General features: G+C 54.7%; 20 protein-coding genes. 16 read left to right on the top strand and 4 right to left on the bottom strand.

Annotated elements, in window-relative coordinates; genetic code table 11:
- Positions 1-30: 30 nt before the first annotated feature.
- The 4 genes from MT962_RS14245 to map all read right to left on the bottom strand — a co-directional run bounded on the left by MT962_RS14245 (position 31) and on the right by map (position 4912).
- Positions 31-420: a DUF3461 family protein gene (locus MT962_RS14245; protein WP_024559245.1), complete on the bottom strand. Its 390-nt coding sequence runs from the start codon at positions 418-420 to the stop codon at positions 31-33.
- Positions 421-529: 109 nt separating this feature from the next.
- Positions 530-1354: a 2,3,4,5-tetrahydropyridine-2,6-dicarboxylate N-succinyltransferase gene (dapD, locus tag MT962_RS14250; protein WP_024560452.1), complete on the bottom strand. Its 825-nt coding sequence runs from the start codon at positions 1352-1354 to the stop codon at positions 530-532.
- Positions 1355-1399: 45 nt separating this feature from the next.
- Positions 1400-4075: a bifunctional uridylyltransferase/uridylyl-removing protein GlnD gene (gene glnD / locus MT962_RS14255; RefSeq protein WP_024559243.1), complete on the bottom strand. Its 2676-nt coding sequence runs from the start codon at positions 4073-4075 to the stop codon at positions 1400-1402.
- Positions 4076-4117: 42 nt separating this feature from the next.
- Entirely contained in the window at positions 4118-4912 is a 795-nt protein-coding gene (map, locus tag MT962_RS14260) for a type I methionyl aminopeptidase (protein ID WP_024559242.1), read from the bottom strand.
- A 309-nt stretch (positions 4913-5221) separates the two neighbouring features.
- On the opposite strand from map, the gene rpsB reads away from it, so the two are divergent.
- The 16 genes from rpsB to dnaE all read left to right on the top strand — a co-directional run bounded on the left by rpsB (position 5222) and on the right by dnaE (position 23824).
- Positions 5222-5947, top strand: coding sequence for a 30S ribosomal protein S2 (gene rpsB, locus MT962_RS14265; RefSeq protein WP_024559241.1), 726 nt, complete (start codon positions 5222-5224; stop codon positions 5945-5947).
- A 213-nt stretch (positions 5948-6160) separates the two neighbouring features.
- A complete protein-coding gene (gene tsf / locus MT962_RS14270; RefSeq protein ID WP_024552946.1) occupies positions 6161-7012 on the top strand; it encodes a translation elongation factor Ts in 852 nt (283 codons plus the stop codon).
- Positions 7013-7152: 140 nt separating this feature from the next.
- Positions 7153-7878: a UMP kinase gene (gene pyrH, locus MT962_RS14275; RefSeq protein ID WP_024560455.1), complete on the top strand. Its 726-nt coding sequence runs from the start codon at positions 7153-7155 to the stop codon at positions 7876-7878.
- A 170-nt stretch (positions 7879-8048) separates the two neighbouring features.
- Positions 8049-8606: a ribosome recycling factor gene (frr, locus tag MT962_RS14280; RefSeq protein ID WP_029591157.1), complete on the top strand. Its 558-nt coding sequence runs from the start codon at positions 8049-8051 to the stop codon at positions 8604-8606.
- A 126-nt stretch (positions 8607-8732) separates the two neighbouring features.
- Positions 8733-9929 carry a 1-deoxy-D-xylulose-5-phosphate reductoisomerase gene (gene ispC / locus MT962_RS14285; RefSeq protein WP_024559237.1) on the top strand — a complete coding sequence of 399 codons (1197 nt, stop codon included), beginning with the start codon at positions 8733-8735 and terminating at the stop codon, positions 9927-9929.
- A gap of 191 nt (positions 9930-10120) precedes the next feature.
- On the top strand, positions 10121-10879 hold the full coding sequence (gene ispU / locus MT962_RS14290) for a (2E,6E)-farnesyl-diphosphate-specific ditrans,polycis-undecaprenyl-diphosphate synthase (RefSeq protein WP_024559236.1): 759 nt from the start codon (positions 10121-10123) through the stop codon (positions 10877-10879).
- Positions 10880-10891: 12 nt separating this feature from the next.
- A complete protein-coding gene (gene cdsA / locus MT962_RS14295; RefSeq protein WP_024559235.1) occupies positions 10892-11749 on the top strand; it encodes a phosphatidate cytidylyltransferase in 858 nt (285 codons plus the stop codon).
- Between the two features lie 11 nt (positions 11750-11760).
- Complete coding sequence (rseP, locus tag MT962_RS14300) at positions 11761-13113, top strand: sigma E protease regulator RseP (RefSeq protein WP_024560458.1); 1353 nt, start codon at positions 11761-11763, stop codon at positions 13111-13113.
- Between the two features lie 33 nt (positions 13114-13146).
- Entirely contained in the window at positions 13147-15564 is a 2418-nt protein-coding gene (bamA, locus tag MT962_RS14305; protein WP_188724048.1) for an outer membrane protein assembly factor BamA, read from the top strand.
- 119 nt (positions 15565-15683) lie between these two features.
- The gene (skp, locus tag MT962_RS14310) at positions 15684-16178 is read left to right on the top strand and encodes a molecular chaperone Skp (protein WP_024559232.1); all 495 of its coding nucleotides are present in this window, start codon (positions 15684-15686) and stop codon (positions 16176-16178) included.
- 3 nt (positions 16179-16181) lie between these two features.
- Positions 16182-17207, top strand: coding sequence for a UDP-3-O-(3-hydroxymyristoyl)glucosamine N-acyltransferase (gene lpxD / locus MT962_RS14315; protein WP_247365915.1), 1026 nt, complete (start codon positions 16182-16184; stop codon positions 17205-17207).
- A gap of 114 nt (positions 17208-17321) precedes the next feature.
- A complete protein-coding gene (gene fabZ, locus MT962_RS14320; protein WP_024552956.1) occupies positions 17322-17777 on the top strand; it encodes a 3-hydroxyacyl-ACP dehydratase FabZ in 456 nt (151 codons plus the stop codon).
- Between the two features lie 3 nt (positions 17778-17780).
- The gene (lpxA, locus tag MT962_RS14325; protein ID WP_024561072.1) at positions 17781-18569 is read left to right on the top strand and encodes an acyl-ACP--UDP-N-acetylglucosamine O-acyltransferase; all 789 of its coding nucleotides are present in this window, start codon (positions 17781-17783) and stop codon (positions 18567-18569) included.
- Entirely contained in the window at positions 18569-19717 is a 1149-nt protein-coding gene (gene lpxB / locus MT962_RS14330; RefSeq protein WP_247365917.1) for a lipid-A-disaccharide synthase, read from the top strand. Before lpxA ends, lpxB begins: the two co-directional genes overlap by 1 nt.
- Positions 19714-20310 (top strand): ribonuclease HII, encoded by a 597-nt coding sequence (rnhB, locus tag MT962_RS14335; RefSeq protein WP_024559228.1) that lies wholly within the window; start codon positions 19714-19716, stop codon positions 20308-20310. The genes lpxB and rnhB overlap by 4 nt, the downstream gene beginning before the upstream one ends.
- Positions 20311-20341: 31 nt before the next feature.
- Positions 20342-23824 carry a DNA polymerase III subunit alpha gene (dnaE, locus tag MT962_RS14340; protein ID WP_024561074.1) on the top strand — a complete coding sequence of 1161 codons (3483 nt, stop codon included), beginning with the start codon at positions 20342-20344 and terminating at the stop codon, positions 23822-23824.
- Positions 23825-23845: the final 21 nt, after the last annotated feature.

Here is a 23845-nt window from a genome sequence, read left to right on the forward strand (position 1 = left end):
AAAGGGGCTGGCAAGCCAGCCCTGAAGGCGTTATTTGTTGCGGGTAAGCTTTTCGAGATCGGATTCGATTTCGCTGATCTTGTTGGCGACCACGCTTTCCAGATGGCGCAGGTCATCCAGAATTTTACGCTTAAGATCCACTTCGCTGCGATCGCGCTGGCAGATCTGATCGAGTTCATCAATCACGTAGCGCAGGTTCGGGCTTATCTCCTGCACTTCTTTGAACCCTTGTCCAACGCCGTCGGCGACAACCGTTTTGCGCTGGCGGGGATATTTAAACTTCACGCTCTTGGCGAAAAACTCGCCTTTATCCTTCTGAAAGTAGATTTTCAGAATATCGTTGTTCGCTTCCTGGCGAAGACTGTAACGGTCGATTTCATCAGGATTGGTTATGCCAAGACTCTTCAGATTATCGTACATAAGCGGGCCCCCTGGGGAATCATTAACCTATAGATAATTCACGAAAATATCCTTTTACGCCACCATCAGAGAGCAAAAAGGCGGGCCAGGCCCGCCTTTTTTACTGCTGTTAGTCGATAGTGCGCAGCAATTCGTTGATGCCAACCTTACTGCGGGTTTTCGCATCCACTTTTTTCACGATAACGGCGCAGTAGAGGCTGTAAGAACCATCTTTCGACGGCAGGTTGCCGGACACGACAACAGAACCTGCCGGCACGCGGCCGTAGTGGACTTCGCCCGTTTCACGGTCATAGATTTTGGTGCTCTGGCCGATGTACACGCCCATCGAAATAACCGCGCCTTCTTCGACGATAACGCCTTCCACAATTTCAGAACGCGCGCCGATGAAGCAGTTATCTTCGATAATGGTCGGGTTCGCCTGCAGCGGCTCCAGCACGCCGCCGATGCCCACGCCGCCGGAGAGATGCACGTTTTTACCAATCTGCGCACAGGAGCCTACGGTCGCCCAGGTATCTACCATGGTGCCTTCATCAACGAACGCGCCAATGTTCACATAAGAAGGCATCAGCACGGTGTTGCGGGCGATAAACGCGCCCTGGCGAACGGCGGCCGGCGGAACTACGCGAAAACCTTCTTTCTGGAAACGCGCTTCGTCGTAATTGGCGAACTTCATCGGCACTTTATCGAAGTAACGGCTTTCCGCGCCTTCGATAACCTGGTTGTCGTTAATGCGGAAGGAGAGCAGAACCGCTTTCTTCAACCACTGGTGGGTGACCCACTGGCCGTCGATTTTCTCTGCCACGCGCAGTTCGCCGCTGTCCAGCAGGGCGATAACCTGGTTCACCGCTTCGCGGGTAACGGTATCCACGTTAGCCGGGGTGATCTCTGCGCGACGTTCAAAGGCGGTTTCAATAACATTTTGTAGCTGATGCATTATTTGCTCTTTCCTGATGGTTCACTTAACGATGTAAAAAAGGGTTTACCCTTTATCGTTTGGATTGAGGGCTGCTGTCAACCGTTGTTGCACCTCTTGTTGCAGCACATTATTAAGGGCGCGCCGGTCGGCTGTCGCGATTATAAATAAATCTTCTACTCGCTCCCCAATGGTGGTGATTCTTGCGCCATGCAGCGAAATGCCGAGGTCGGCGAACACCTGGCCGACACGCGCCAGAAGCCCTGGCTGGTCGAGCGCGATAAGCTCAAGGAATGAGCGTCGCTCTGTGTGCGTCGGCAGGAAATTCACTTCGGTTTCCACCGTAAAGTGGCGCAATTTGGCTGGCTGACGACGCGGCTGCGGCGGCTGCCAGGTTCGCTGGGTAATGGCCTGCTCAAGCCCATGACGGATAGCTTCATGGCGGTCGGCGGAAAGTGGGCTGCCGTCCGGCTCCAGCACGATAAAGGTGTCCATCGCCATGCCGTCGCGGGTGGTGAAGATTTGCGCGTCATGAACGCTTAAGTTGCGGCGATCCAGTTCGGCGCACACGGCGGCGAAAAGATAAGGACGGTCCGGGCTCCAGATAAAAATCTCCGTGCCGCCGCGCGTCGCCTGCGGGCTTAATAAAATCAGCGGCTGGCTGAGGTCGTGCTTCAGCAAATGGCGTGCGTGCCAGGCGAGCTGGTTTGGGCTGTGGCGTACAAAATAGTTCGCCCGGCAGCGCGCCCAGATATGGTGCAGCGCCTCTTCGTTGATATTTTCCATACGCAGCAGCGCCAGCGCCTGCACTTGATGGTGGCGCACCCGCTCGCGCATATCCGGCGTATTCTGCATACCCCGGCGCAGCTGTTTCTCGGTGGCGAAGTAAAGCTCGCGCAACAGGCTCTGTTTCCAGCTGTTCCACAGCGTTTCGTTGGTGGCGCAGATATCAGCGACCGTCAGGCACACCAGGAAACGCAGGCGATTTTCCGTCTGCACCTCTTCGGCGAACTGCTTGATCACTTCCGGGTCCTGAATATCGCGCCGCTGGGCGGTAACTGACATTAATAGATGCTGGCGCACCAGCCAGGCCACCAGCTGCGTTTCACGGGAGTTGAGGCCATGCAGTTCGGCGAATTTCAATACATCCTGCGCGCCGAGAACGGAGTGGTCGCCGCCGCGCCCTTTGGCGATATCGTGGAACAGCGCGGCGATCAGAATGAGTTCCGGATGCGACAGGCGCGGCCATAAATCAACGCACAGCGGATGCTTCGACCGCGTCTCTTCAAGAGAAAAACTCTCAAGCTTTTGCAGCACCCGGATAGTGTGCTCATCGACGGTGTAAGCGTGAAAGAGGTCGAACTGCATCTGGCCGACAATGTGCGACCACTGCGGCATATAGGCCCACAGCACGCTGTGGCGGTGCATAGGCACCAGTCCGCGGCTGACCGCGCCCGGATGGCGCAGCATGGTCAAGAACAGCGAACGCGCTTCGGGGATATAGCACAGCGGCTGTTTAAGATGGCGACGAGCGTGGCGCAGATGACGCAACGTGGTGGAGTAAATGCCGGTAATGTCCCGGTTGCGCACCATGGCGTAAAACATCCGCAGTATCGCCTGCGGCTCGCGGATAAAAAGCGTTTCGTCGCGCAGATCGATAAGCGTGCCGCGAAGCTGGAAATCATCATCCAGCGGGCGGGGTTTTTCATCGGTGGAGAGCGCAAGTATCGCTTCATCGAAGAGCTGCAACAGCATCTGATTAAGTTCGCCCACCCGGCGAGTGACACGATAGAAATCTTTCATCATCTGCTCGACCGGCTCGTTGCCTTCGCCCTGGTAGTTCAGGCGCTGGGCGACGCTCAGCTGGCGATCGAACAGCAGACGGTTGTCGTAGCGGTTCAGCTCCAGGTGCAGGGCGAAGCGGATGCGCCAGAGCAGATGCTGACATTCGTCGAGCTCATTGCGCTCCGCTTCCGTCAGAAAACCGAACCCTACCATTTCACGCAATGACGTGGCGCCGAAGTGGCGACGCGCGACCCACTGGAGAGTATGGATATCGCGCAGGCCGCCGGGGCTGCTTTTGATATCGGGCTCAAGGTTATAGCTGGTGCCGTGATAGCGCTGGTGGCGTTCATTTTGCTCTTCCACTTTCGCCGGGAAAAACTTTTCAGAAGGCCAGAAGCCGTCGCTAAAAATGTGTTTTTGCAGTTCAAGAAACAGCGCGACGTCGCCAATCAGCAGGCGGGACTCAATCAGGTTGGTGGCGACGGTTAAATCGGACAGCCCCTCAAGCAGGCACTCTTCAAGCGTGCGCACGCTATGGCCCACTTCAAGCTTTACGTCCCAGAGCAGGGTTAACAGCTCGCCGACTTTTTGCGCCTGCGCATCGGGCAGGCGTTTACGGCTTAAGATCAGCAGGTCGATGTCTGAAAGCGGGTGCAGTTCGCCGCGCCCATAACCGCCGACCGCCACCAGCGCCGTTTCCTCTGTATCGCCAAAACCGTAGTGCAGCCAGAGGCGCTGCAGAAGCTGGTCGATAAATTCCGTACGCGCTTCAACAAGATCTTCGGCGCTGACGCCGCTGTCGAAGGCGACGCCAAGCCAGCGTTGAAAATCATCCAGATGCTGTTTTATCGCCGCGCAGTGTAGCGCGTCTTGCGGCCAGGTGGCGGGTTGGGCTGGCAGGCCCGGTAAAGAAGCGAGAGCCGTGTTCGCATACTGCTCAGGTAAACTATTACTCATCATGCGCCGCCCATAAAAAAGCCGGCTTAAGCCGGCTTCTTATTAATCGTTATGCGAAATGATGTTGGGGATCGTGTCGTCCTTACGCAACGTCAGAATTTCGCAGCCGTTTTCCGTCACCACAATAGTATGCTCGTACTGAGCAGACAAGCTGCGGTCTTTAGTTTTAACCGTCCAGCCGTCTTTCATCGTGCGGATGCGGTAGTCGCCCGCGTTCACCATCGGTTCTACGGTGAAGGTCATGCCCGGCTGCAGGATAACGCCGCCGTCATCCGCGTCATAGTGCAGCACCTGCGGCTCTTCATGGAAGCCGCGGCCAATGCCGTGACCGCAATATTCACGCACGACCGAGAACCCTTCCGCTTCGACAAACTTCTGAATAGCGGCGCCGAGGCTGCGCAGGCGAATGCCTGGTTTTACCATGCGCAGCGCCACGTAGAGACTTTCCTGCGTGATGCGGCACAGGCGCTCGCCAAGAATGGTCGGTTTGCCGACGATAAACATTTTTGAGGTGTCGCCATGATATTCATCTTTAATCACGGTCACGTCGATGTTTACGATGTCGCCATCTTTTAAAAGCTTCTCGTCATCCGGAATGCCGTGGCAAACCACTTCGTTGACAGAAATACAGACCGATTTCGGAAAACCGTGGTAGTTCAGGCTTGCGGAGATCGCGTGCTGATGATTTGTGATGTAGTCGTGGCAGATGCGATCCAGCTCGCCGGTGCTGACGCCGGGTTTGACGTGCGCTTCGATCATCTCCAGCACCTCGGCGGCAAGCCTGCCGGCGACGCGCATTTTTTCGATTTCTTCTGGGGTTTTAATTGAGATAGCCATATTCAGGTCCGCTGTTGCCGGATTCCCGACAAATAAGAGTGAAAGTGAAATCAATGTTATCAGGGCATGCATAGGGTGCCAAATTGAGATTCACTCAGCGGGAAGGGCGTGAACAACTATTGGAGTCCGGGCCGATTTTGTGATATAAAGCGCGCCGGACTTCTGTACCAAAAACGGGTGCAGAGGCGATTACTCTCACATTGTGTAATAACACACACGTATCGGCACATATTCCGGGGTGCCCTTCGGGGTCGGCAATATGGGATACGTGGAGGCATAACCCCATACTTTTATATAGAGGTTTTAAACATGGCAACTGTTTCCATGCGCGATATGCTCAAGGCTGGTGTTCACTTCGGTCACCAGACCCGTTACTGGAACCCGAAAATGAAGCCGTTCATCTTCGGTGCGCGTAACAAAGTTCACATCATCAACCTTGAGAAAACCGTACCGATGTTCAACGAAGCCCTGGCTGAGCTGAGCAAAATTTCTTCCCGTAAAGGTAAGATCCTGTTCGTCGGTACCAAACGCGCTGCTAGCGAAGCGGTAAAAGAAGCGGCTCAGAGCTGCGATCAGTTCTTCGTGAACCATCGCTGGCTGGGCGGCATGCTGACCAACTGGAAAACCGTTCGTCAGTCCATCAAGCGTCTGAAAGACCTGGAAACTCAGTCTCAGGACGGCACCTTCGACAAGCTGACCAAGAAAGAAGCGCTGATGCGTACTCGTGAGCTGGACAAGCTGGAAAACAGCCTCGGCGGTATCAAAGACATGGGCGGCCTGCCGGACGCACTGTTTGTTATCGACGCCGATCACGAACACATCGCTATCAAAGAAGCGAACAACCTGGGCATCCCGGTATTTGCTATCGTTGATACCAACTCCGATCCGGACGGCGTTGACTTCGTTATCCCGGGTAACGACGACGCAATCCGTGCTGTTAGCCTGTACCTGAACGCTGTTGCTGCAACCGTACGCGAAGGCCGTTCTCAGGACCTGGCTTCTCAGGCGGAAGAAAGCTTCGTAGAAGCTGAATAATAAGGTTCGCTCGTATTGAGCCCTTATTAACCAGGTAGTAACAAGTTTGGTTAGGGGGCCTGTCTTCAGGCCCCTTTTTTGTTTGAGTCTGGCTTGTCAGACACCTTTCGGGCACGCCAGGCCTATACCCACCCGCTTTTATGGTACGTCACAGACTGTAACCTGAGGCCGGTAGGGTATATCTCCCCAAATGAGATAACCGAGGAATATAGAATGGCTGAAATTACCGCTTCCCTGGTAAAAGAGCTGCGCGAACGTACTGGCGCTGGCATGATGGATTGCAAAAAAGCGCTGACTGAAGCCAACGGCGACATCGAGCTGGCAATCGAGAACATGCGTAAGTCCGGTGCTATCAAAGCAGCGAAAAAAGCAGGCAACGTGGCTGCTGACGGCGTGATCAAAACCAAAATCGAAGGCGACTACGGTGTGATTCTGGAAGTTAACTGCCAGACTGACTTCGTTGCTAAAGATGGCGGCTTCCAGGCGTTTGCTGACAAAGTGCTGAATGCCGCAGTTGCTGGCAAAATCACTGACGTTGAAGTGCTGAAAGCGCAGTTTGAAGAAGAGCGCGTAGCGCTGGTAGCGAAAATTGGTGAGAACATCAACATTCGCCGCGTTGCCGCCCTCGAAGGCGCTGAGCTTGGCAGCTACCTGCACGGCGCACGCATCGGCGTTCTGATCTCCGCTAAAGGCGCTGACGAAGAGCTTATCAAACAGCTGGCTATGCACGTTGCGGCGAGCAAGCCGGAATTCGTTAAGCCGGAAGACGTGTCTGCTGAAGTGGTTGAGAAAGAGTACCAGGTACAGCTGGACATCGCCATGCAGTCTGGCAAGCCGAAAGAAATCGCAGAGAAAATGGTTGAAGGCCGCATGAAGAAATTCACCGGCGAAGTTTCTCTGACCGGTCAGCCTTTCGTTGTTGATCCGAGCAAAACCGTTGGCCAACTGCTGAAAGAGCACAACGCTGACGTTATCAACTTCATCCGCTTCGAAGTGGGTGAAGGCATCGAGAAAGTTGAGACTGACTTCGCAGCAGAAGTTGCTGCTATGTCCAAGCAGTCTTAATGCTGTAAGCGAGCCGCCTCAGGGCGGCTCCTTTTTATCTGCCTTACAAATTCAGCCTGCTCTTATACAGCAAAGGCGCTAATGCGACGCAAGATGTCGCCAGTAATCATCCCATTCGTTGACAGTTCCAGGAAAGAAACATGGCTACCAATGCAAAACCCGTTTACAAACGCATTCTGCTCAAGCTGAGTGGCGAAGCGCTGCAAGGTGCAGAAGGCTTCGGTATTGATGCGAGCATACTGGATCGCATGGCGCAGGAAATTAAAGAACTGGTTGAGCTGGGTATCCAGGTCGGGGTGGTCATCGGCGGCGGCAATTTGTTCCGCGGCGCAGGCCTTGCTAAAGCGGGCATGAATCGCGTTGTGGGCGACCACATGGGCATGCTTGCCACCGTGATGAACGGCCTGGCGATGCGCGATGCGCTTCACCGCGCCTATGTGAACGCCCGACTGATGTCCGCCATTCCGCTCAACGGCGTGTGCGACAACTACAGCTGGGCTGAGGCGATTAGCCTGCTGCGCAACAACCGCGTAGTGATCCTCTCTGCCGGTACCGGCAACCCGTTCTTCACCACCGACTCCGCAGCCTGCCTGCGCGGCATTGAAATCGAAGCTGACGTGGTGTTGAAGGCGACCAAAGTTGACGGCGTTTACTCCGCTGACCCGATGAAAGATCCTACCGCTACGCTTTATGAGCAGCTTACTTACCAGGAAGTGCTGGAAAAAGAGTTAAAAGTGATGGATCTTGCGGCCTTTACCCTGGCGCGCGACCACAGCCTGCCGATTCGCGTGTTCAATATGAATAAGCCAGGCGCGCTGCGCCGCGTCGTCATGGGCGAAAAAGAAGGCACTCTCATCACAGATTAATTTCCGTGAGCGCGAAATACGGGTAAGATTCCGCTTCAAAAGTCGGTTTCGATGACGGGTAACGCCAGGTTGCCATGAATTAAACGGGTCTATACTTATCCTCACCGCGTATTACGCCGTGACGCGAACGTAGATGGCCTGCCTAAAACCAGTTTTCAAGGATTCGTAACGTGATTAGCGATATCAGAAAAGATGCCGAAGTGCGTATGGAAAAATGCGTTGAGGCCTTCAAAAACCAAATCAGCAAAATTCGTACCGGCCGCGCTTCGCCGAGCCTGCTGGATGGCATCGTCGTAGAGTACTACGGTACTCCGACTCCGCTGCGCCAGCTGGCTAACGTAACGGTAGAAGATACCCGTACGCTGAAAATCAACGTTTTCGATCGCTCCATGGGGCCTGCCGTTGAGAAAGCTATTATGGCTTCCGATCTGGGTCTGAACCCGAGCTCTGCGGGCAGCGATATTCGCGTTCCGCTGCCCCCGCTGACTGAAGAGCGTCGTAAAGACCTCATCAAAGTCGTGCGTGGCGAAGCTGAGCAGGCTCGTGTCGCCGTGCGCAACGTGCGTCGCGACGCTAACGATAAAGTGAAGGCGCTGCTGAAAGACAAAGAAATCAGTGAAGATGACGATCGTCGTTCGCAGGACGATGTTCAGAAACTGACTGACGCTGCTATCAAAAAAGTGGACGCGGCTCTGGCCGACAAAGAAACTGAACTGATGCAGTTCTGATTTCCCGCTGATGGTAAACAACGCCGTACAGCCAGGCCGCATTTCGTGGTTTTGGCTGACGGCGTTTTGCATTGGGCCGCGCGTCCGGCGACGCGGATCTTTCTCTTTCCCTCTGTTGAGCGTCTCATGAAGCATTTGACCATTCTCGGCTCCACCGGATCGATTGGTGGCAGCACTCTTGACGTTGTTCGTCATAATCCAGACCGCTTTGCCGTAACCGCCCTGGTAGCCGGTAAAAACGTAGCCCGCATGGTTGAGGATTGTCTGGAATTTCATCCTCGCTACGCCGTAATGGATGATGAGGCTAGCGCCAGTGCGGTACGTGTTGCGCTTCGCGAGCAGGGGAGTCGTACCGAGGTGTTGGCAGGGCGTCAGGCGGCCTGCGAAATGGCGGCGCTGGACGAGGTGGATCAAGTCATGGCGGCCATTGTAGGCGCGGCGGGGCTGTTGCCGACGCTTGCGGCTATCGGTTCAGGTAAGGCCGTTTTACTGGCGAATAAAGAGTCGCTGGTGACCTGCGGCCGCCTGTTTATGGACGCCGTGAAGCAAAACGGCGCGCAACTGTTGCCGGTCGACAGCGAACATAACGCGATTTTTCAGAGTTTACCGGGAACAATTCAACATAACCTGGGGTACGCTAAGTTAGAAGATAATGGCGTTTCGTCAATTATCCTCACAGGGTCTGGTGGTCCGTTTCGGGAAACGGCATTGAATACGCTGGCGGGCATGACGCCCGATCAAGCCTGCCGTCACCCGAACTGGTCAATGGGGCGAAAAATCTCCGTTGATTCCGCCACCATGATGAATAAAGGTCTGGAATATATTGAAGCCCGTTGGCTGTTCAACGCTCGCGCCGATCAGATGGAAGTGCTTATCCATCCGCAGTCGGTGATTCACTCTATGGTGCGTTACACTGATGGCAGCGTGCTGGCGCAGTTAGGCGAACCGGATATGCGCACCCCCATCGCGCATACGATGGCCTGGCCTTCGCGAGCCCGCTCCGGGGTTAACCCGCTCGACTTTTGCACCATTGGAACGTTGAGTTTTTGCGAGCCAGACTATCAGCGTTACCCCTGCCTGAAACTGGCTATCGACGCCTTTGAGCAAGGGCAGGCGGCGACGACGGCGCTGAACGCGGCGAATGAAGTGACGGTAGCGGCTTTTCTGGCGCACGCGATCCGTTTCACCGATATCGCCGCGCTTAATCAGGCCGTGCTTAACGAGATGGATCTCCACGAACCGGAAAGCGTGGAGCAGGTGCTGCAGGTTGATGCAAAGGCGCGAGAAACAGCGAACAAACTCGTGACTCGCTTCGCAAGCTGATGATCATTTACACAGCGGCAGAGACGTTATTTGTTAGCGTTGTGCTTCAGTGATATAGTCTGCGCCACCTGAACGCAGGTGAACGAGCCATTCCGGTCGGGTCAGCCGTGTTTGTCACGGCTTTTTTGTGTATACGAGGCTTCAAGATTCCTGAGTACCGCTTAATCCTTATCAGGGAATAAATACGCGTTATGTTGTCTGCTAATCAACCCTTAAGCGAGAGCTTGCCCGCGCATGGTGCACGCCATGTTGCCATTATTATGGATGGCAATGGTCGCTGGGCGAAAAGACAAGGGAAAATCCGAGCCTTTGGTCACAAAGCGGGGGCTAAATCAGTTCGCCGCGCGGTTTCTTTTGCGGCGAATAATGGTATTGATGCTCTGACGCTCTATGCTTTCAGCAGCGAAAACTGGAATCGACCCGCGCAGGAAGTCAGCGCGCTGATGGAATTGTTTGTCTGGGCGCTGGATAGCGAAGTGAAAAGCCTGCACCGCCATAACGTGCGTCTGCGGGTTATCGGCGATATCAGCCGTTTCAACGCGCGCCTGCAGGACCGCATCCATAAAGCTGAAGCGTTAACCAGCCAGAATACCGGGCTGACGCTGAATATCGCCGCGAACTACGGCGGTCGCTGGGATATTATTCAGGGAGTCAGACGCCTGGCTGAACAGGTTCAGGAAGGGCAGTTACGCCCTGATCAGATTGATGAAGAGTTGCTTAACCAGCAGGTCTGCATGCATGAACTGGCTCCCGTTGATTTAGTAATTAGGACAGGGGGAGAGCATCGAATCAGTAATTTTCTGCTGTGGCAAATCGCTTATGCGGAGCTTTATTTCACCGATGTTCTCTGGCCTGATTTCGATGAACAAGACTTTGAAGGTGCATTAAATGCCTTTGCCAATCGCGAACGTCGTTTTGGCGGTACTGCACCGGGTGGCATTGATGCCTGATGGGGGTAGCTTTTGCTGAAGTATCGCCTGCTTTCTGCTTTTGTATTAATACCTGTTGTTATCGCCGCGCTTTTCTGGCTGCCGCCAATGGGCTTCGCTGTCGTTACCCTGGTGGTTTGCATGCTGGCAGCCTGGGAATGGGGTCAGCTATGCGGTTTATCTTCACGCGCGCAACGGGTTGGACTGGCGGTGCTTTGCGGCTTGCTGCTCGCTTTAATGCTGTTCATTTTGCCTGATTATCAACGCACCATTGAATTGCCCATGGTGCAGGTGGCGCTTTGGGCCTCCCTTGCCTGGTGGTGCGGGGCATTATTGCTCGTGCTGTTTTACCCGGCGTCGGCGAATTTCTGGCGACATTCGCGCGTGCTGCGTCTTATCTTTGGCGTCTTGACTATCGTGCCCTTTTTCTGGGGCATGGTGGCGTTGCGCTCATGGCACTATGAATCAAGCCAGTACAGCGGCTCTCTCTGGCTGCTCTATGTGATGTTTCTTGTATGGGGCGCAGATTCCGGCGCTTACATTTTTGGTAAGCTGTTTGGTAAGCATAAGCTGGCGCCGAAAGTCTCCCCGGGGAAAACGTGGCAGGGTTTTATCGGCGGGCTGCTTACCTCGGCGGTTATCGCCTGGCTCTTTGGCATCTGGGCGGATCTGAACGTAACGCCAGGCGTTCTGCTGGCGTGTTCGGTTGTCGCGGCGCTTGCTTCCGTACTGGGAGATTTAACGGAAAGCATGTTTAAGCGCGAAGCGGGAATTAAGGATAGCGGCCATTTGATCCCTGGCCACGGCGGGGTACTGGACCGCATTGACAGCCTGACGGCGGCGGTACCGGTCTTTGCATGCTTGCTGCTGTTAGTCTTCAGGATCCTCTGACGGAAATTTTTATGTTAAGCATACTCTGGAATCTGGCGGCGTTTATCGTTGCACTGGGCGTTCTTATCACCGTGCACGAGTTTGGCCATTTCTGGGTAGCCCGAAAAGCTGGCGTGCGGGTTGAGCGGTTTTCCATCGGCTTTGGCAAAGCGCTCTGGCGGCGCACCGACCGTCAGGGCACCGAATATGTTATTGCCCTGATCCCGCTGGGCGGCTATGTCAAAATGCTGGATGAGCGTGTAGAGCCGGTTACGCCGGAGATGCGCCACGAGGCTTTCAACAATAAAACTGTCGCCCAGCGCGCGGCGATAATCGCAGCAGGGCCGATAGCTAATTTTCTCTTCGCTGTTTTTGCCTACTGGCTGGTTTTTCTCATCGGTATTCCCAGCATTAAGCCCGTCATTGGCGAAATAACGCCCAACTCCATCGCTGCGCAGGCACAAATCGAACCGGGTACGGAACTAAAAGCCATCGACGGTATCGAAACGCCAGATTGGGATGCTGTTCGCCTGGCGTTGGTAGCGAAAATTGGGGACGAGCGAACAACGCTGAGCGTCGCGCCTTTTGGCAGCGATGCGCGTACGGACAAAACGCTCGACCTGCGTAACTGGCAGTTTGAACCGGATAAGGAAGACCCGGTTTCATCGCTTGGCATTCAGCCGCGCGGCCCGAAAATCGAACCGGTGCTTGCAGAGGTACAGCCACAGTCGGCAGCCAGCAAAGCAGGTTTGCAAGCCGGAGACAGGATCGTTAAAGTCGAAGGGCAGCCGCTGACAACGTGGATGACTTTTGTCACCCTGGTGCGGGATAACCCATCGCGGCCGCTCTCAATTGAGATAGAAAGACAGGGGAGCCCCTTGTCTTTAACGCTGATACCGGATACAAAACCCGGTAATGAAAAGGCTGAGGGATTCGCAGGCGTAGTGCCGAAGGTAATCCCGCTGCCTGAGGAATATAAAACAGTGCGCCAGTATGGGCCGTTCGCCGCCATCGCTGAAGCTACGGATAAAACGTGGCAACTGATGAAGCTGACAGTAACCATGCTGGGGAAATTGATAACCGGCGACGTTAAACTGAATAACCTCAGTGGGCCTATCTCTATCGCCCAGGGGGCAGGAATGTCGGCGGAGTACGGGTTGGTTTACTATCTGATGTTCCTGGCGCTGATAAGCGTCAACCTGGGCATCATCAACCTGTTTCCGCTGCCCGTGCTTGATGGGGGACACCTGCTTTTTCTGGCGATTGAGAAGCTTAAAGGCGGGCCGGTTTCCGAGCGAGTTCAAGACTTTAGTTATCGCATTGGCTCGATTTTGCTGGTGTTGTTAATGGGGCTTGCACTTTTCAATGATTTCTCTCGGTTATAAAGAGAGCCAGGTTAGGAAGAACGCATAACAACGATGGCGATGAAAAAGTTGCTCATAGCGTCGCTGCTGTTTAGCAGCGCCACCGTATACGGTGCAGACGGGTTCGTGGTGAAGGACATTCATTTCGAAGGCCTGCAGCGAGTCGCCGTTGGTGCGGCCCTCCTCAGTATGCCAGTACGTCCAGGCGATACGGTTAACGACGAGGATATCAGTAATACGATCCGTGCTCTTTTTGCCACTGGCAACTTTGAGGACGTAAGGGTGCTGCGCGACGGCGACAACCTGTTGGTTCAGGTTAAAGAACGGCCGACGATTGCGAGCATCACTTTCTCCGGCAACAAATCGGTGAAGGATGACATGCTTAAGCAGAACCTCGAAGCTTCCGGCGTGCGGGTAGGGGAGTCGCTTGACCGCACAACCCTGTCTGATATCGAAAAGGGACTAGAAGATTTCTACTACAGCGTTGGTAAATATAGCGCCAGCGTAAAAGCTGTCGTTACGCCGCTGCCGCGTAACCGCGTCGATCTCAAACTGGTCTTCCAGGAAGGGGTTTCGGCCAAAATCCAGCAGATCAACATCGTCGGCAACCACGCTTTCAGCACTGAAGAGCTTATCTCTCACTTCCAACTGCGTGACGAAGTGCCGTGGTGGAACGTCGTAGGCGATCGCAAATATCAGAAGCAGAAACTGCAGGGCGATCTTGAGACGCTGCGCAGTTATTATCTTGACCGCGGCTATGCGCGTTTCAACATCGACTCAACGCAGGTGAGCCTGACGCCAGATAAAAAAGGCATCTATATCACTGTCAACGTAACCGAAGGCGATCAGTATAAGATTGCCGGCGTTGAGGTGAACGGCAACCTTGCTGGTCATTCTGCTGAAATTGAAAGCCTGACCAAAATGGAGCCGGGCGAGCTCTACAACGGCACGAAAGTGACCAAAATGGAAGACGACATCAAGAAGCTGTTGGGTCGTTATGGTTACGCCTATCCGCGCGTGCAGACGCAGCCGGAAATCAACGATGCGGATAAGACCGTGAAGCTGCATGTGAATGTGGATTCCGGCAACCGTTTCTATGTGCGTAAAATCCGTTTTGAAGGCAACGATACTTCCAAAGATTCCGTGCTGCGTCGCGAAATGCGCCAGATGGAGGGCGCGTGGCTCGGCAGCAACCTGGTTGACCAGGGGAAAGAGCGTCTAAACCGCCTCGGCTACTTCGAAACGGTTGATGTGGATACCCAGCGCGTACCAGGCAGTCCGGATCAGGTCGATGTGGTTTATAAGGTGAAAGAGCGCAACACCGGCAGCTTCAACTTCGGTGTTGGCTACGGCACCGAAAGCGGCGTTAGCTTCCAGGTCGGCGTACAGCAAGATAACTGGTTAGGCACCGGTTATTCTGTCGGTATTAACGGCACTAAGAACGACTACCAGACGTACTCTGAGCTTTCTGTCACCAACCCGTACTTTACGGTCGATGGCGTAAGTCTTGGCGGGCGCATCTTCTATAATGATTTCCAGGCGGATGACGCGGACCTCTCCTCTTATACCAATAAGAGCTATGGTTTAGATGGCACGCTGGGCTTCCCGATTAATGAATACAATACGCTGCGTCTGGGATTAGGTTATGTGCATAACGACCTGTCTAATATGCAGCCGCAGGTATCCATGTGGCGCTACCTGGATTCTATCGGTCAGAGCACGTCCACCTCTTCAGATGACAACGGCTTCTCGGCGGATGACTTTACGCTGAACTACGGCTGGACTTATAACAAGCTTGACCGCGGATTCTTCCCGACGGAAGGTTCCCGCGTTAGCCTGAACGGTAAAGTGACGATTCCGGGCTCTGATAACGAGTTCTATAAAGTGACGCTCGACACCGCCTCCTACTTCCCGATCGACGAAGATCATAAGTGGGTCGTGCTGGGTCGCACCCGTTGGGGCTATGGCGACGGTCTGGGCGGCAAAGAGATGCCGTTCTACGAGAACTTCTATGCGGGCGGTTCCAGCACGGTACGCGGCTTCCAGTCCAATAACATTGGTCCGAAAGCGGTCTACTATGGCGGTCCGGGACTGGATAATTGCGACACCACAGACACCAGTAGAGTATGTGATTCCGACGACGCCGTCGGCGGCAACGCAATGGGCGTAGCAAGCCTTGAGTTTATTACCCCAACGCCGTTCCTGAGCGAGAAGTACGCGAACTCAGTACGCACGTCGTTGTTTGTCGATGCAGGCTCGGTCTGGGATACCAACTGGGAAAATACCGCTGCGATGAGAGCCGCTGGCGTACCGGATTACAGCGATCCAGGCAATATCCGCATGTCCGCAGGCTTAGCTTTACAATGGATGTCGCCATTGGGGCCGTTGGTGTTCTCCTACGCCCAGCCGTTTAAGAAATACGATGGAGACAAAGCAGAGCAGTTCCAGTTTAACATCGGTAAAACCTGGTAACTGTCCGCTGCAAGGGAATGCTTATGCAGTGTAGCGATGACGTCTGGCGGGTATGGACCCGCCGAAGCCACGCAAAGAGCGGTACCTTCGGGTACATATGGGATGGTAAGGAGTTTATTGTGAAAAAGTGGTTAATTGCTGCAGGTCTCGGTTTGACAATGGCGGCTTCTGCCCAGGCTGCGGATAAAGTTGCTGTTGTTAATATGGGAAGCCTGTTTCAGCAGGTCGCTCAGAAAACTGGCGTATCCAAGACGCTGGAAAATGAGTTCAAAGGCCGTGCAAGCGAACTGCAACGTATGGAAACAGACCTGCAATCCAAAATGCAGCGCCTGCAGCGTGATGGCTCCACGATGAAAGCCAGCGATCGCAGCAAGCTGGAAAAAGACGTGATGGCTGGCCGTCAGGAATTCTCTGGCAAAGCGCAGCAGTTCGAGCAGGATCGTGCTCGTCGCTCTAATGAAGAACGCGGCAAACTGGTTACCCGTATCCAGAGCGCAGTGAAAAGCGTTGCTGCGGATCAGGATATCGACCTGGTTCTGGATGCCAACACCGTTGCTTACGCAGGTAGCGATGTTAAAGACATCACTGCTGATGTACTGAAACAGGTTAAATAAGTAATGCCTTCAATTCGACTGGCTGATTTAGCCCGGCAGTTGGATGCGGAATTACACGGTGATGGCGATATTGCCATCACCGGCGTGGCGTCCATGCAGTCCGCGAAAGCGGGACAAATCACTTTCATGGTAAACCCGCGTTACCGTGAGCATTTGGCCGCTTGCCAGGCTTCTGCTGTCGTCATGACGCAGGATGATCTCCCTTTTGCCAAAGGCGCGGCGCTGGTAGTAAAAAATCCCTACCTGACGTATGCCCGTATGGCTCAGATTTTAGACACCACGCCGCAACCCGCTCAGGATATCGCGCCCAGCGCGGTAATCGATGCAAGCGCGCGCCTGGGTCAAAACGTAGCAATTGGCGCTAATGCCGTTATCGAGTCTGGCGTTGAGCTGGGTGATAACGTGATTATCGGCGCAGGCTGTTTTGTTGGTAAAAATACTAAAATTGGCGCAGGCACTCGCCTCTGGGCCAATGTTACCGTTTACCATGAAATTGAAATCGGCGAACAGTGCCTGATTCAATCAAGCACCGTGATCGGCGCAGATGGTTTTGGTTATGCTAACGATCGTGGAAACTGGGTTAAGATCCCGCAATTAGGCCGGGTGATTATTGGCGATCGCGTTGAGATCGGCGCCTGTACGACCATCGACCGCGGCGCGCTTGACGATACGATAATTGGCAATGGCGTGATTATTGATAATCAGTGCCAGATTGCACATAACGTCGTGATTGGCGACAATACGGCGGTTGCAGGTGGCGTTATCATGGCGGGCAGCCTGAAAATTGGCCGTTACTGCATGATTGGCGGTGCCAGCGTTATCAACGGGCATATGGAAATCTGCGATAAGGTCACAGTGACAGGAATGGGCATGGTCATGCGTCCCATCACTGAACCTGGGGTGTATTCCTCAGGCATCCCGCTGCAACCGAACAAAGTGTGGCGTAAAACCGCAGCGCTGGTGATGAATATTGATGATATGAGCAAACGCTTAAAAGCGGTTGAGCGTAAAGTTAATCAACAAGACTAAATCATCTGCATTACGCTTTCGCGCATACCAGATTCGCGGCCTGCCAGCGATCAAACGATCGCCGCAGGCCGTGTTATTATTGCCTTTTCAGTATATTTAGACAGGAAGAGTATTTTGACTACTGACACTCATACTCTGCACATTGAAGAGATTTTAGAACTGCTGCCGCACCGCTACCCGTTTCTGCTGGTAGATCGCGTACTGGACTTCGAAGAAGGCCGTTTCCTGCGCGCGGTAAAAAATGTCTCTGTCAATGAGCCGTTTTTCCAGGGCCATTTCCCTGGTAAGCCGATTTTTCCGGGTGTTCTGATTTTAGAAGCGATGGCGCAAGCCACCGGGATTCTGGCCTTTAAAAGCGTAGGTAAGCTGGAGCCGGGTGAACTTTACTATTTCGCTGGTATTGATGAAGCACGCTTTAAGCGTCCTGTTGTGCCAGGTGACCAGATGGTGATGGAAGTCACTTTCGAGAAAACCCGCCGTGGCCTGACCCGCTTTAAAGGTGTGGCGATGGTCGACGGCAAAGTGGTTTGCGAAGCTACCATGATGTGTGCACGCAGCCGGGAGGCCTGATACGTGATTGATAAATCCGCCTTTATTCATCCTACCGCCATTGTTGAGGAAGGCGCTGTTATTGGCGCTAACGCCCACATTGGCCCGTTTTGTATTGTCGGTCCAGATGTTGAGATCGGTGAAGGAACGGTACTGAAGTCTCATGTTGTCGTTAACGGCCACACTAAAATTGGTCGTGATAACGAGATCTATCAGTTCGCCTCCATCGGGGAAGTAAACCAGGATCTGAAATATGCTGGCGAACCTACCCGCGTGGAAATTGGCGATCGCAACCGCATTCGCGAGAGCGTAACTATTCATCGAGGAACCGTACAAGGCGGTGGCTTGACGAAGGTGGGCAGCGACAACCTGCTGATGATCAACGCGCATATAGCGCACGATTGCACAGTGGGTAACCGCTGTATCCTGGCTAACAACGCAACGTTAGCGGGTCACGTATCGGTGGACGACTTCGCTATTATCGGCGGCATGACCGCGATTCATCAGTTCTGCATCATTGGTGCGCATGTGATGGTCGGCGGCTGCTCCGGTGTGGCGCAAGACGTACCGCCTTATGTTATCGCGCAGGGCAACCATGCTACGCCGTTTGGTGTAAACCTTGAAGGCCTGAAACGCCGTGGCTTTAGCAAAGAGGCGCTGCACGCTATTCGTAACGCCTATAAGCTGCTTTATCGCAGCGGTAAAACGCTGGATGAAGTGAAGCCGGAGATTGCCGAACTGGCGGCGCAGCATCCCGAAGTCAAAGCCTTTTCGGATTTCTTCGAGCGTTCTACTCGCGGTTTAATTCGTTAATGAGCGCAGCGCGTCCACTTACGATTGCCCTGGTCGCCGGAGAAACCTCCGGCGATATTCTTGGTGCGGGTCTTATCCGCGCCTTGAAAGCAAAAATACCAGACGCCCGTTTCGTCGGCGTGGCTGGCCCACGCATGCAGTCGGAAGGGTGCGAAGCCTGGTACGACATGGAAGAGCTGGCGGTGATGGGTGTTGTCGAAGTGCTGGGGCGGCTACGTCGTCTGCTGCATATTCGCGCTGACCTGACGCGTCGTTTTACTGAGCTCATGCCCGATGTTTTTGTCGGCATTGATGCGCCCGATTTTAATATCACCCTCGAAGGCAATCTTAAAAAGCAGGGCATTCGCACTATTCATTACGTCAGCCCCTCGGTCTGGGCCTGGCGGCAAAAACGCGTTTTCAAAATCGGCAGAGCTACCGATCTGGTGCTGGCGTTTCTGCCTTTCGAAAAAGCGTTTTACGATAAATTTGACGTACCGTGCCGTTTTATCGGTCATACCATGGCGGACGCTATGCCGCTCGACCCGGATAAAAACGCGGCGCGCGACGTGCTGGGCATCGCCCATGACGCGCGCTGTCTGGCGCTTCTGCCTGGCAGCCGTAGTGCGGAAGTGGAAATGCTCAGCGCCGATTTCCTGAAAACCGCCCAGCTGCTGCGTAAGGTTTATCCGCAGCTTGAGGTCGTGGTGCCGCTGGTCAACGCGAAACGTCGCGAGCAGTTTGAGCGTATTAAAGCGGAAGTAGCGCCAGACTTGCCTGCGCATCTGCTGGACGGTCATGCGCGTGAAGCGATGATAGCCAGCGATGCCGCTTTGCTGGCTTCCGGTACGGCGGCGCTGGAGTGTATGCTGGCGAAATGCCCGATGGTCGTCGGCTACCGCATGAAACCCTTTACCTTCTGGCTCGCTAAGCGGCTGGTAAAAACGGAATTTGTCTCCCTGCCGAACTTACTGGCGGGAAGAGAGCTGGTTAAAGAGCTGCTGCAGGAAGAGTGCGAGCCGCAGAAACTTGCCGCCGCACTGCAGCCGCTGCTGGCGGATGGCAAACAGAGCCACGAAATGCACGACACTTTCCGAAAACTGCACGAGCAGATCCGCTGTAATGCCGATGAGCAGGCAGCGCTGGCCGTGCTGGAGCTTGCACGATGATGGAATTTATCTACCCGCATACGCAACTGGTGGCGGGTGTGGATGAAGTAGGGCGCGGCCCGTTGGTTGGCGCAGTGGTTACCGCTGCGGTGATCCTGGATCCTGCCCGCCCGATTATCGGCCTTGCCGATTCGAAAAAACTGTCTGAAAAGCGCCGCCTGGCGCTCTTTGATGAGATCCGTGAAAAAGCGTTGGCCTGGAGCATCGGCCGCGCCGAACCGCATGAAATTGACGAGCTGAACATACTGCACGCCACTATGCTCGCTATGCAGCGCGCTGTGGCCGGGCTCGCTATTGCGCCAGAATATGTGCTGATTGACGGCAACCGCTGCCCGAAACTGCCCGTTCCTGCGATGGCTGTCGTAAAAGGCGACAGCCGGGTTGCAGAAATCAGCGCCGCGTCGATACTTGCCAAGGTTACGCGTGATGCCGAAATGGCCGAGCTGGATCTGAGTTTTCCCCAATATGGTTTCGCCCAACATAAGGGCTATCCCACCGCTTTCCATCTTGAACGGCTGGCTGAGCATGGCGCGACGATACATCATCGGCGCAGTTTCGCACCGGTTAAACGCGCGCTGGGTCTGGCGTCTTAAGACATACTGATACAACGAACCGGAAACAGAGATGGCTGAACCTCGTTTTGTGCACCTGCGGGTGCACAGTGACTATTCCATGATCGACGGACTGGCAAAGACGGGGCCGCTGGTAAAAAAGGCGGCCGCGCTCGGCATGCCTGCGCTGGCCATAACTGACTTCACTAACCTTTGCGGGCTGGTAAAGTTTTACGGCGGCGCGCACGGCGTAGGGATGAAACCGATAATCGGCGCTGATTTTAACGTCCAGAGCGAGCTGTTGGGTGATGAATTCACCCACCTGACTGTCCTTGCCGCGAACAATACCGGTTACCAGAACCTGACACTGCTTATCTCAAGAGCCTACCAGCGTGGTTACGGCCCCGCTGGCCCGTGGATCGACCGCGGATGGCTGGCTGAGCTGAATGAGGGCTTGATCCTGCTCTCAGGCGGCAGAATGGGCGATGTAGGCAAAAGCCTGTTGCGCGGCAATGGCGCGCTGGTGGATCAGTGCGTGGAGTTCTATCAGCACTATTTCGCCGATCGTTACTACCTGGAGCTGGTGCGCACCGGGCGTGCGGATGAAGAAAACTACCTGCACGCCGCCGTCCGGCTGGCGGAAGAGAAAGGATTGCCGGTTGTCGCTACCAATGACGTACGGTTTATCGACCCTTCTGACTTCGACGCGCATGAAATCCGCGTCGCCATCCATGATGGCTTTACGCTGGATGACCCTAAACGCCCGCGCTTCTACTCCACGCAGCAGTACATGCGTACAGAAGAGGAGATGTGCGAGCTCTTCGCCGATATCCCGGAGGCGCTGGAAAACAGCGTAGAGATAGCCCGTCGCTGTAATGTCACCGTGCGCCTTGGCGAATACTTCCTGCCGCAGTTCCCGACCGGTGATATGACCACCGAAGATTTTCTGGTGAAGAAATCGAAGGAAGGTTTGGAAGATCGACTGGAATTTTTGTTCCCCGACCCGGCGGTACGCGCTGAGAAGCGTCGGGAATATGATGAACGCCTGGACATTGAACTTCAGGTTATCAACCAGATGGGCTTTCCGGGCTACTTCCTTATCGTTATGGAGTTTATCCAGTGGTCGAAGGATAACGGCATTCCGGTAGGGCCAGGCCGTGGTTCCGGTGCGGGCTCGCTTGTGGCCTACGCGCTAAAGATTACCGACCTCGATCCGCTGGAATTCGACCTGCTGTTTGAGCGTTTCCTTAACCCCGAACGTGTCTCAATGCCTGACTTTGACGTCGACTTCTGCATGGAGAAGCGCGACCAGGTGATTGAACACGTGGCGGATATGTACGGGCGCGACGCGGTATCGCAAATCATCACCTTCGGCACCATGGCGGCGAAAGCGGTTATCCGCGACGTGGGCCGTGTGTTAGGCCACCCGTATGGCTTTGTTGACCGCATCTCCAAGCTTATTCCTCCCGATCCGGGTATGACGCTTGCAAAAGCGTTCGAGGCGGAGCCGCAGCTGCAGGAGATTTATGATGCCGATGAAGAGGTTAAAGCGCTCATCGACATGGCGCGCAAGCTTGAAGGGGTGACGCGTAACGCTGGTAAGCACGCCGGCGGCGTGGTTATCGCGCCGACTAAAATTACCGATTTCGCGCCGCTTTACTGCGACGAAATGGGGCATCATCCGGTTACCCAGTTTGATAAAAACGATGTGGAATACGCGGGGCTGGTGAAGTTTGACTTCCTCGGGCTGCGTACGCTTACCATCATCAACTGGGCGCTGGATATGATTAACGCCCGCCGCGCGAAGCAGGGCCTTGAGCCCATCGATATCGCCGCCATTCCGCTGGACGATAAAAAAAGCTTCGACATGCTGCAGCGCTCGGAAACCACTGCGGTGTTCCAGCTTGAATCCCGCGGCATGAAAGACCTGATTAAGCGCCTGCAGCCTGACTGCTTCGAAGATATGATCGCGCTCGTGGCGCTCTTCCGTCCGGGCCCGCTGCAGTCCGGCATGGTGGATAACTTTATCGACCGTAAGCACGGGCGTGAGGCTATCTCTTATCCTGATATTCAGTGGCAGCATGAAAGCCTGAAACCTGTACTGGAGCCGACCTACGGCATCATCCTTTATCAGGAACAGGTCATGCAGATAGCCCAGGTGCTTTCGGGGTATACGCTGGGCGGCGCGGATATGCTGCGCCGTGCGATGGGTAAGAAAAAGCCTGAGGAGATGGCTAAGCAGCGTTCTATCTTTGAAGACGGCGCGAAGAAAAACGGCGTTGACGGCGAGCTGGCGATGAAAATCTTTGACCTCGTTGAGAAATTCGCGGGTTACGGATTTAACAAATCGCACTCGGCAGCCTATGCGCTGGTTTCTTACCAGACGCTGTGGCTCAAGGCGCACTATCCGGCAGAGTTTATGGCGGCGGTAATGACCGCGGACATGGACAACACCGATAAGGTTGTCGGTCTGGTGGACGAGTGCTGGCGCATGGGGCTGAAAGTCCTGCCGCCGGATATTAACTCCGGGCTTTACCAGTTCCACGTGAACGACGACGGTGAAATCGTTTACGGCATCGGCGCCATTAAAGGCGTAGGCGAAGGCCCGATTGAAGCGATTATTGAAGCGCGCAACAAAGACGGCTATTTCCGCGAGCTGTTTGACCTCTGCGCCCGTACGGACACCAAAAAGCTGAACCGCCGCGTGCTGGAGAAGCTGATTATGTCCGGCGCGTTCGATCGTCTGGGGCCGCACCGCGCGGCGCTAATGAATTCGCTGGGCGACGCGCTGAAAGCCGCCGATCAGCATGCCAAAGCCGAAGCCATCGGCCAGGCGGATATGTTCGGTGTGCTGGCGGAAGAGCCGGAGCAGATAGAGCAATCCTACGCCAGCTGTCAGCCGTGGCCGGAGCAGGTGGTGCTGGATGGCGAGCGTGAAACGCTGGGGCTGTACTTAACCGGCCACCCCATCAACCAGTATCTGAAAGAAATTGAGCGTTATGTCGGCGGCATGAGGCTTAAAGATATGCATCCGACCGAACGTGGCAAAGTGACCACGGCGGCGGGGCTTGTGATTTCCGCGCGGGTTATGGTCACCAAGCGTGGCAATCGTATCGGCATCTGTACGCTGGATGACCGTTCAGGGCGTCTGGAGGTGATGTTATTCACCGACGCGCTGGAGAAATACCAGCAGTTGCTGGAGAAAGACCGAATCCTGATCGTTAGCGGACAGGTCAGCTTTGATGACTTCAGCGGAGGGCTTAAAATGACCGCCCGCGAAGTCATGGACATTGACGAAGCCCGCGAAAAGTATGCTCGCGGGCTTGCTATCTCGCTGACGGACAGGCAAATTGATGACCAGCTTTTAAACCGTCTCCGTCAGTCTCTGGAACCCCATCGTTCGGGGACAATTCCAGTACATCTCTACTATCAGAGGGCGGACGCCCGTGCGCGGTTGCGTTTCGGCGCGACGTGGCGTGTCTCGCCAAGCGATCGTTTACTTAACGATCTGCGTGGCCTGATTGGTTCGGAGCAGGTGGAACTGGAATTTGACTGATGCGTATGCATCCACGTTTCC

Origin of the sequence: Franconibacter sp. IITDAS19, assembly GCF_023079515.1 — a bacterium.
In the GTDB taxonomy this organism is placed as follows: Bacteria; Pseudomonadota; Gammaproteobacteria; order Enterobacterales; family Enterobacteriaceae; genus Franconibacter; species Franconibacter pulveris.